Origin of the sequence: Brevibacterium litoralis, assembly GCF_040212315.1 — a bacterium.
GTDB classification, from domain to species: Bacteria; Actinomycetota; Actinomycetes; order Actinomycetales; family Brevibacteriaceae; genus Brevibacterium; species Brevibacterium litoralis.
This window is the reverse complement of the sequence record NZ_JBDIUY010000050.1, coordinates 1-9,964: the sequence shown is the minus strand read 5'-3', so window position 1 is coordinate 9,964 and position 9,964 is coordinate 1. Positions and strand designations below refer to the sequence as shown.

The window sequence follows — 9,964 nt, the reverse complement described above, 5'->3', positions numbered from 1 at the left end:
GGTCGGTTCCTGCAGGTCGCTCGCCCGGTTGTGCGGTCGGAAGGTGTGCGTCGCGAGGTCCTCGGACACCCGGAGGACGGACTCGAAGGTCTCGCGGGAGTGGTCCGCGTAGCGCGGGAACGCGGTGAGGTCCTCGACCGCAAGCGTTGGCGGACCCGAGAGGAGCTGCGGATCGCGATCATCACCTGGATCGAACGCACCTACCACCGTCGTCGCCGGCAGGCGCGTTTGGGCCGATTGACCCCCATCGAATACGAGGCGATCATGAACCCGGCCGTGAGCCTCGCGGCCTGACACCCCAACTGTCACCTAAACGTGTGGCAGTCCCGCATCGGACACCTCCTCGAGGCCTCCGCCCACTAGGCTGAAGAACTGGGGTGTCTGCCTCACCGCTCAGTCACAACCGAACGTTCAGCCCCGGGGATGGTCATATGCCAGTCTTTGAACACAGTTCCTATCTGCCCTTCTCTCGCGAGGATGTCTTCAGTTGGTATTCCCGTCCCGGTGCCCTCACCCGGCTGCATCCGCCCTTCGCCGGACGAGTGATTAGTGAACCATCACACGGGCTCACGGACGGTTCGGAGTCCACTCTTGGCATTAACCTCCCGGGTCTTTTAGGCACTAGCCTGACAGCCGCGGCAGGGTTGATCTCCTCTCATACAGGCTTGCCGCTTCGTACCTGGCAGCAGTGGGACGCACGGCATAGCGACTTCCGATTCGGCTCCGGATTCTCCGATCACATCATCTCCGGACCGCTGTCGTCGTGGCACCACGAGCGGGAGTTCACCGATGAAGGCGAAGGAACGCGACTCGTCGAAAAGGTCCACTACCAGCTTCCCCTGATACGGAGGACCCCGGCGGCCGTAGCCGAGGCGGCCTCATCGCGGTTCGAATCCGAACTGCGCCGGATCTTCGACTACAGGGAACGCCAAACGGCAGAAGAGTTGGCCTTCCACCACAACGTGGGGAGCCTGTCCTCTTCGGTGCATCAGTCCAGGGTTCGCGTGGTCGCCGTCTCTGGGGCTTCGGGAACTGTCGGACAACAGGTGTGTGCCATCCTCGGTGGTGCAGGAATCGAGGTTCGTCCTATGGTTCGCAGCTCCGCGGATTCCTCACGCCGTCGAGCACGCCCTCGAGCCGGAGAAACAATCTCTTGGGATCCGCGCGTAGGTAAGCTGGATCCCGCGGATTTAGAGGGCGTCGACGCCGTGATTAATCTGGCAGGCCATCCATTGGCTGGACGGTTCACGGCGGCACACAAACGCAAGGTCAAAGAGTCCCGCGTAGACAGTTCAGCTCTCATCGCCAGGACTCTGGCACAACTGGAGACTGCAGACCGCCGAGGTCGCGCTCTGATCAACGGGTCGGCCATTGGGTTCTACGGCGCCACCCGCGACGACCGCACTTACCACCAGGACATTCTCACCGAGGACTTCCCACCAGGTACAGACTTCCTGGCGGAAGTGTGTCGCGAGTGGGAGAAGGCCACCACGCCGGCGCACGATGCCGGAGTACGGGTCTCGATGATCCGAACCGGTATCGTCCAGACGCCCACCGCGGGTGTGTTGCAGCAGATGCTGCCCCTTTTCGCGCTCGGGGTGGGCGGGCGGCTGGGTTCCCACCAGTGGCAGAGCTGGATCAGCATCGACGACATTGCCTCCTTGATCGTGCACGCTGCACTGGAAGGTTCCGTCGAGGGCCCCCTCAACGCCACGGCTCCACATCCGATCCAAGCGAAGGACTACGCCAGGAGCCTTGCAGCAGTGTTGCACCGTCCTGCTGCTGTGCCTGTGCCCCGCTTCGGCCCGCAGCTGCTTCTGGGTCGCCAGGGAGCTCGTGAGATTGCCACCGCTGACCAACGCGCCAGCGCTGAGAAGACACTCGCAACGGGGTTCGGTTTCAGACACCCCTTCCTGCTGGGAGCGCTCCGGCACGTGCTCGGGCGCTGAGCGGCAGGTGGTTCTCGTGAACCCAGAGGGCGAACCCTATGGGGCTCACCCCAAGCGATCGGTGCACAGCGCAGACACCCCGCTGCACCTGGGCTTCTCATGTCACGTCCTCAACCCTGCAGGAGAGGTGCTGGTCAGCCGGCGAGATCTGAGCAAGCCGACGTGGCCGGGGGTGTGGACCAATGCGTTCTGCGGGCATCCCGCTCCGGGTGAAGGGTGGGAAGACGCTGTGGCCCGGCACGCCTTTGAAGAACTGGGGCTGGAGCTCAGCCTCCTATCACTCGCCCTCCCGAATTTCCGCTATCGTGCCACCGATGCCTCTGGCGTGGTGGAGAACGAGCAATGCCCGGTGTTCACCGCGGTCGCCTCCTGCCGGCCCAGTCCTAACCCAGCCGAAGCGATGGAGGTCGCGTGGTCTGCCACAGACGATGTTGCGCGAGCAGTCCACCACGCCCCCTGGGCATTCAGCCCGTGGTTCACTCTCCAGGTCCCCCAGATGGACATGTACAAGGCAGAGGCCCGGCGAAATCACGGTACTGCTGAGTCATGAGCGGCCTGGACCTCTATACACGCACAGCCACGGATGCTGCCTCACGTGTCATCACTGCCTACTCGACCTCGTTCGGAATGGCAGCGAACCTACTTCCGGCCGACCGTCGACGAGGAATCACCAACATCTATGCCCTTGTCCGCATCGCCGACGAAATCGTAGACGGAACCGCCGAAGAGGCGGGTCTGACCGCGGACCAACGGCGCAAAGTCCTGGATGGACTGGAGCAGGAGGTCCTGTCGGGGACTGCGCATGGATTCAGTGCCAACCCGGTGGTGCATGCATTCGCCGTCACCGCCCGCAGCGCAGGAATCGAAACGCCGCTGATCGGGAGTTTCTTCGACTCGATGCGCAGGGATCTGACTCCCGTCTCACGCCTCAGCCGCGCAGAGTATGAAGAGTACGTGTATGGCTCGGCTGAAGTCGTGGGGCTCATGTGCTTGCGCGTTTTCCTCTGGGGCGACGCGATGGATGCTGAACAGCTGGAGCAGGTCGAGCATGGCGCTGCTCGCCTCGGCGCGGCTTTCCAGAAGATCAACTTCCTGCGTGACCTCGGCGACGACGCGGCTCAGCTGGGCCGCGCCTACTTCCCGGGGACAGTACCGGGCCAGCTCAGCGATCGGGACAAGGAGAACATCCTCGATGAGATAGATGAGGATCTGGCCGCAGCGATGATCGCCATTCCTCAGCTGCCTCCCGGTCCGCGCCGGGCCACGCTGCTAGCTGCGCGCCTCTTTGAGGATGTCGCCGCACGGCTGCGCCGCACGCCGACCGATGAGATTCTTCAGCACCGTGTATCCGTTCCCCGGCACAGGAAGGTGTACATCCTGCTGAAGGCCCTGCGACCAGTGAGCTTCGGGGGACTGTGATGGCGGATTCCAGAGACATCCCCCGCACCGCCGTCGTCATCGGGGCAGGCTTTTCCGGTCTGGCCACCGCAGCGCTGTTGGCTCGTGACGGGTTGGAGGTGACTGTTCTCGAAGCACGTGACTCCTTAGGCGGACGCGCCGGTGAATGGCGTCAGCAGGGTTTCCGCTTCGAGACCGGTCCGTCCTGGTACCTGATGCCTGAAGCGTTCGACCGCTTCTTCGAAGAGATGGGAACCACCACGGCCGAGGAGCTGGAACTCATCCGTCTCGACCCTGCCTACCGGGTGTTCTTCGAGGAGCAGGACCAGCCCTTCGACCTCCCTGACCAGGACTCGCTCGGCGCATTGCAGAAGTTGGAGCATACGCCCGGGTCACTGAATGCCTATATGAGGTCCGCCGAAGAGGCGTGTCGACTCGCAACGGACCGGCTCCTATACTCGGCCTACGATTCTGTGCAGGACTTCACTGATCCTGAGCTGCTCGGAAGGCTGCCGAGGCTCCTGAAGCTGCTCTTTGAACCGTTGGAGCGCTTCATCGGCCGTCACACCTCCGATTCGCGAGTGCAGAAGGTTTTGGGATATCCGGCGGTGTTCCTGGGAACCTCCCCCAAGTCTGCACCGAGCCTCTATCACCTGATGAGCCACCTGGACATCAACCAGTCAGTGCTCTACCCGCGTGGAGGTTTCAGCGCGGTTGTAGAGGCTGTGGCCCGTCTGGCGCGACAACATGGCGCCGACCTGCGCACCGGCCATCGGGTCACGGAGGTCTTGACAGAGGGAAGACGCGTCACTGGGGTGCGCTTCACCGGCCCTGACCGGGAGTATCACACGGTGACCGCAGACATCGTGGTCTCCAGCGCGGACATGCACCATACGGAGTCAGCGCTGCTGGCTCCTGCCTTCCGCAGCCGTTCGGCGGCTTCCTGGGATCGGCGGAACCCCGGGCCCGGTGCGGTACTGGCTCTGCTGGGCGTTGAGGGCGAGCTGTCTGAACTTGCCCATCATTCTCTGTTCTTCACCGAGGACTGGCAGCAGGGATTCGAGGAGATCGAGGGTGTGCGTCCTGCCTCGGGGCCTCCCCGGTCCCTCTACGTCTGCAGGCCCAGCGCTACGGATGAGGTCGCCCCGCCGGGGCATGAGAATCTCTTCGTGCTGATTCCTGTTCGAACCGATCCTGGCATCGGAGCAGGGGGCGTCGACGGGAACGGTTCGCCCCTGGTGGAGAAGACCGTGGCCGAAGCCATCGACCAGATCGCCTCGTGGGCCGGCGTTCCCGATCTGGCTTCGCGTGTTCGCGTGCGCCGCAGCATCGGTCCAGCCGATTTCGAAAGTGAGTTCGGGGCATGGCGCGGGGGTGCGCTGGGGCCGGCACACACTCTGGGGCAGAGTGCGTTCCTGAGAGGGCCTATCCGTTCTGCGAAGCTCAACGGCCTGTATTACGCTGGTTCAACAACAATGCCGGGAATCGGAGTCCCGATGTGCCTGATCAGCGCAGAACTGGTCCGGACGTCTGTCCGCCGAGGACCGCAGAAGTCCCTCTCCAGGCTCTTCCAGCACCGACGACGCCGTCAAGAGGTGCACCGTGCCTGAAGCATTGATCGGCCTGGCTTACCTCACGGCTCTCCTGGTCTCCTTCAGCTGTATGCTCTTGGTCGACTGGCGTTTCAGCCTGTTCCTCTTCCGTCACCCGCTCCGTGCCGGGCCGGTTCTGGCCGGAGGTCTGGTGTTCTTCCTGGCCTGGGACCTCACAGCAATATCCCTGGGCATCTTTCTCCACGGTGCGGCCCGTTATATGACCGGCATCATGCTGGCCCCGGAGCTGCCCCTGGAGGAATTGGTCTTCCTGCTCTTCCTCTGCCACCTGACCATGGTCCTGGTGCTCGGATTCCAACGCCTGTTCACCCGAAGAGAGACATGATGGGCGCGAGCACCTATATGATCCTGAGCGCAGGGTTCATCGCACTCACAGTGGTCGTCGCGTGCGTGGCGGCAAAAGTTCGCGATGGGTCAACACCGCCCGGGCGTCTCCTCGTCTCCATCGCCGCAGCCGCGGCGGCACTGATGCTGCTCACCGCGGTCTTCGACAACATCATGATCGCCGTAGGGCTGTTCAGCTACGCTTCGCATGTGACCTCCGGATTCCGGCTGGGGCTGGCTCCGATAGAGGATTTCGCCTATCCCCTCGCGGCAGTCATCCTGCTGCCGTCACTGTGGGTTCTCCTTGGACCTCTGCGCGGCCACAGGAGTGACTATGATCGCTGACATAGTGCGCTCCTCGCGGCCGCTGAGCTGGATTAACACTGCCTATCCCTTCGCCGCGGCCTGGCTGCTGAGCGGTGGAGGCTGGGAATCCGCACTGATCGTGGGGACTCTGTTCTTCCTAGTTCCCTACAACGTGGCGCTCTACGGCATCAACGATGTCTTCGACCACGCCTCGGACCTGGCGAATCCTCGTAAGGGCGGAGCGGAGGGTGCCCTGCTGAACACGTCGCTGCACCGACCCGTGCTGATCGCCAGCGCAGCCTTAGTGATCCCTTTTCTCCTGATCCTGATTCCCATGGGGGATCCCGTATCCTGGGTGGTCGTCGGCGTGAGCATGGTGGCGCTCGTGGCATACTCAGCGCCGCCGCTGCGCACCAAAGAGATCCCGGTCCTGGATTCGTTGACCTCCAGTCTGCACTTCGTGACTCCTGCAGCCTACGGAGCGGCACTCGCTGGGGCTGAGATGACTCCGTTGTTAGCCTGTGCACTGGGAGCCTTCCTGCTGTGGGGGATGGCCAGTCACGCATTCGGGGCAGTACAGGATATCGGCCCCGACCGTGATGCCGGAATCAGTTCGATCGCCACAGCGTTCGGTGCCGGCCCGACCGTCCGTCTGGCGCTGGTCCTTTGGACTGCAGCAGGCCTGCTGATGCTGGGGGGCTGGATGGCCATGGTTTCTTGCGGCGCTGCTGGTGACCCCCTACCTCGCGGTGGGGCTGCCGTACCGGTCTCTGACCGATGAGCAGGCGGACCGCGCGCACAACGGATGGCGGCAATTCCTCTGGATCAATTACGCTGTAGGAGCCGCACTGACAATCCTGCTGCTACTCGCCAAGGGGCTGACCTGAACGATGCGTCTCTGGTCTATTCACCCATCCTTGCTAGACCGGCAAGGGCTCATCGCATGCTGGCGAGAGTCGCTGCTCGCGCAGGCCGTTCTGCTCGGCCGCACCCGCGGGTACACCCGGCACCCGCAGCTGGAGCGCTTCCGGGCTCACCCCGAGCCGAGATCAGCGGTCGGGGTGTACTTGGCACACCTCCACGCGGAGGCCCAACAGCGGGGCTATCGTTTCGACGCAGGACGCATTGTCCATCCGCCTGTCCCGGCGGAGCTGTGGGGCGATGACCCAACCGCTGCCGCTGGCACCGTGCCGCGGATCAGCGTCTCCACTGGTCAGCTGATCTACGAACGGGACCATCTGCGCGCCAAACTCGCGATCCGTTCCCCCCACCTACTCCAGAGTCTCGCGCAGGAAGGTATACCGGCGGCCCATCCGCTCTTCCTGGTGGTCGAGGGCGAGATCGAACCGTGGGAGCGGTCATGAGCTCTCCCGTAGCTGGCGTTCCTCACCGCTGCCGATGCAGGAACACGCGAGCAGCCGGAGACTGACCACCCCAGGGATCAAGGGTTGGGATGTGAACACCGCAGCATCAGCGCAGGTCCCGGAACACAGAGAGACGCCTGAGCAGCAGACCCGCACCAAACGCGCCCACACCCCCGCTGCCATGTCTCCGATGGTGTCGTGATAGGCCACCCAGCGGGCAAGCCAGATCAGATGTCACCTATCCGTGCGGCAGTCCCAACGCGCGGTGGAGGACTACTACCGGCGGGTGCAGATACCTGAGCACGTGATCACCGCTTTGCGAGAATTGATCACCGCAGAGTTCGACCGGCTCAGCGCCACCAGCAAGCAGGAACGTCAGGCATACCAGCGTGAACGTGATGACCGGCTGGATGAACGGACCAAGCTGCTCCAGGCCCACTACGCCGGAGCTGTGCCTCTGGACCTGCTGAAGACCGAGCAGGACAGGATCAGCAAGCGCATTGCGTTCCTAGAGGCACAGATCGAGGCCGGGGACACTGAGTACGAACAAGCCCAGGCACACCTGGACGACTGCCTGGCCCTGGCGAAGGACTGCCACGCGATCTACACCAGCATCGATGACTCGCTGCGCCGGGTCGCGAACCAGGCCTTCTTCGACAAGCTCTACCTCACCGAGGCTGACACCGTGGACGGGGAGGCCGGTGTGCCGTTCAGCATCATGTTCAACCCCGAAGTCCAGGCCACCGCACTACGCCGACAGGCGGACGGAGACCTCAGTAGGACTCAAACCGGTTATGTCGGCGGTTTGAACAACAACGATCTGGTGGACCCAGAGGGACTCGAACCCCCGACCCTCTCGGTGTAAACGAGATGCTCTGGCCAACTGAGCTATAGGTCCGTGCGGCACCGTTGCGTGCAGCGCTATGAGTATGCCACAGGGCGGGGCCCGTCCAGGAATCCGCGAGTCCGTCCGCCGACCCCGCCGCGGGTGATCTCGCACGGTCCCCGGGCCCTCCCCGTGCCCGTTCCGGGTTCTGAATCGCCCGGCCGCCGATCGGTATGGTGTGATCATGGACACCCGCAGTGCGCATCCGGCCGACCGGACCGCCGCCCCCGTCGGGCACCCCGTTCCCGGAGGGATTCCTGTGGGGAGGGGCGACCGCCGCCAATCAATTCGAGGGCGCCCACGACGCTGACGGCAAGGGCCTGTCGATCCAGGACGTCATGCCCAAGGGGCTCATGTCCCCGCCGACGGAGGCACCGACCCCCGACAATCTCAAGCTCGAGGGCATCGACTTCTACCACCGGTACGCCGAGGACATCGCCCTCTTCGCCGAGATGGGCTTCACGACCTTCCGGTTCTCCATCGCCTGGAGCCGGATCTTCCCCCGTGGTGACGAGGAGACCCCGAAAGAGGCCGGTCTGGCCTTCTACGACCGGGTGCTCGACGAGCTGGAGAAGCACGGGATCGAACCGCTCGTCACGCTCAGCCACTACGAGACCCCTCTCCACCTGGCCCGGGAGTACGGCGGCTGGACCAACCGGGAGCTCATCGGCTTCTACGAGCGCTACTGCGCGACCGTCTTCGCCCGCTACGGCGACCGCGTGACCTACTGGCTCACCTTCAACGAGATCAACTCCGTCCTCGAGGCGCCCTTCATGTCCGGCGGCATCCCCGGCGACAAGCACTCCGTGCCGCGGAAGGACCTGTACCAGGCGATCCACCACGAGCTCGTCGCCTCCGCCCGGGTCACCCGCCTGGCCCACGAGCTCGTGCCGGGCTCGCAGGTCGGCTGCATGATCCTCGCGATACCCATGTACCCGCTCACTCCGGCACCCGCGGACCAGCTCGCCGCGCAGCAGGCCGAACACGCCAACTACGCCTTCGGGGACGTGCACGTCCGCGGCGAGTACCCCGGGTACTTCCTCCGCACCCTCCGGGAGGAGGGCATCGAGCTCGACATCACCGAGGCAGATCTGGAAGACCTGAAGAACACCGTCGACTTCGTGTCCTTCAGCTACTACATGAGCTCGACGGCCACGGCCACCCCGGAGGCCTACGAGGCGCCGGGCGAGGGCAACCTGCTCGGTGGCGTCCCGAACCCCACCCTCGAGGTCACCGAATGGGGCTGGCCCATCGACCCGGTCGGCCTCCGCGTGGTCCTCAACGAGTACTGGGACCGCTGGCAGAAGCCGCTCTTCATCGTCGAGCTCGGCCTCGGCGCCAAGGACGTCCACGTCGACCGGGACGACGACGGCACCGGGACCCTGGAACGCACCCGCAAGGACTCCTTCGACTGGTACCGCCGGGTCATCGCCTCGAACGGCGCCGCACTCTACGCGGACTGAACCCACCGCTCCGAAGGACCGTGCCCAGCCGCCGTCCACGAGGACGAGGGGTGGGCACGGTCGTACGCGGTGCGGATTTCGAGCTGCGGACGTTCAGTTCCCGACGGTCTCCCGACCGGGTGGCGGTGTCCCCGCGCCCGGCCGGGTCATGTCCGCGGCGGGCAGCAGCGGGTCCGTCGCGGTCCCACGCCACAGGGCGATCCACCGCATGACGTGGTAGAGCACGATCGCGGCGACGGAGCCGAGCGCGATGCCCGAGAAGGTCATCGACCCGGCGAGCAGCGTGTAGTCGGCGATCGCGACGATGAGGGCGACCGCGGCGGTGTTGAGGTTCACAGGGTTGGAGAAGTCGACGCGGTTCTGCACCCAGATCTTCACCCCGAGCATGCCGATCATGCCGTAGAGGACGGTCGCGGCACCGTCGGCGTCGACCAGGTATTTGGGGACGATGAACAGGGAGAGTCCCTTGACCCCGGCCGGGGCTCCCTCGGTGCGGGCGAGCACGAGGTGGACGATGTTCTCGCTGAGTTCGTGTTCGCCTCCGGAGATCCACATCTTCTGCCCGTGGATCCGGTGGGTCCCGTCGTCCTGTGGGACGGCACGGGTGGTGAGGTCGGCGAGCGAGGACCCCGCATGGGCTTCCGACAGGCACATGGTCCCG

The 9,964-nt window shown here is 64.5% G+C and carries 10 protein-coding genes, 1 tRNA gene and 1 pseudogene; 10 read left to right on the top strand and 2 right to left on the bottom strand.

The genetic code is table 11. From position 1 onward, the window contains the following. The 9 genes and pseudogenes from AAD496_RS14720 to AAD496_RS14680 form a co-directional block, all read left to right on the top strand. Positions 1–294, top strand: a pseudogene (locus tag AAD496_RS14720) (hypothetical protein); the annotation flags it as partial. 371 nt (positions 295–665) lie between these two features. After that, on the top strand, positions 666–1,949 hold the full coding sequence (locus tag AAD496_RS14715) for a TIGR01777 family oxidoreductase (RefSeq protein ID WP_349829622.1): 1,284 nt from the start codon (positions 666–668) through the stop codon (positions 1,947–1,949). Further along, complete coding sequence (gene idi, locus AAD496_RS14710; protein WP_349829620.1) at positions 1,837–2,499, top strand: isopentenyl-diphosphate Delta-isomerase; 663 nt, start codon at positions 1,837–1,839, stop codon at positions 2,497–2,499. Before AAD496_RS14715 ends, idi begins: the two co-directional genes overlap by 113 nt. After that, positions 2,496–3,368: a phytoene/squalene synthase family protein gene (locus AAD496_RS14705; protein WP_349829619.1), complete on the top strand. Its 873-nt coding sequence runs from the start codon at positions 2,496–2,498 to the stop codon at positions 3,366–3,368. The genes idi and AAD496_RS14705 overlap by 4 nt, the downstream gene beginning before the upstream one ends. Continuing rightward, positions 3,368–4,957, top strand: coding sequence for a phytoene desaturase family protein (gene crtI, locus AAD496_RS14700; RefSeq protein WP_349829617.1), 1,590 nt, complete (start codon positions 3,368–3,370; stop codon positions 4,955–4,957). Before AAD496_RS14705 ends, crtI begins: the two co-directional genes overlap by 1 nt. After that, complete coding sequence (locus tag AAD496_RS14695; protein WP_349829616.1) at positions 4,950–5,285, top strand: lycopene cyclase domain-containing protein; 336 nt, start codon at positions 4,950–4,952, stop codon at positions 5,283–5,285. The genes crtI and AAD496_RS14695 overlap by 8 nt, the downstream gene beginning before the upstream one ends. Next, positions 5,282–5,629, top strand: a complete 348-nt coding sequence (locus AAD496_RS14690) for a lycopene cyclase domain-containing protein (RefSeq protein WP_349829614.1) — start codon at positions 5,282–5,284, stop codon at positions 5,627–5,629. Before AAD496_RS14695 ends, AAD496_RS14690 begins: the two co-directional genes overlap by 4 nt. Further along, complete coding sequence (locus AAD496_RS14685) at positions 5,619–6,371, top strand: prenyltransferase (protein WP_433913777.1); 753 nt, start codon at positions 5,619–5,621, stop codon at positions 6,369–6,371. Before AAD496_RS14690 ends, AAD496_RS14685 begins: the two co-directional genes overlap by 11 nt. Before the next feature lie 109 nt (positions 6,372–6,480). After that, positions 6,481–6,954 (top strand): pyrimidine dimer DNA glycosylase/endonuclease V, encoded by a 474-nt coding sequence (locus AAD496_RS14680; RefSeq protein WP_349829612.1) that lies wholly within the window; start codon positions 6,481–6,483, stop codon positions 6,952–6,954. Between the two features lie 821 nt (positions 6,955–7,775). Here the strand turns inward: AAD496_RS14680 and AAD496_RS14675 are convergent. Next, positions 7,776–7,852 (bottom strand) — tRNA-Val (locus tag AAD496_RS14675). Between the two features lie 185 nt (positions 7,853–8,037). Here AAD496_RS14675 and AAD496_RS14670 point away from each other — a divergent pair. Further along, positions 8,038–9,303, top strand: a complete 1,266-nt coding sequence (locus AAD496_RS14670) for a glycoside hydrolase family 1 protein (protein WP_349829610.1) — start codon at positions 8,038–8,040, stop codon at positions 9,301–9,303. 93 nt (positions 9,304–9,396) lie between these two features. On the opposite strand, the gene AAD496_RS14665 is transcribed toward AAD496_RS14670, so the two are convergent. Then, the coding region (locus tag AAD496_RS14665; protein WP_349829608.1) for an acyl-CoA dehydrogenase family protein at positions 9,397–9,964 on the bottom strand (568 nt) is incomplete at its 5' end.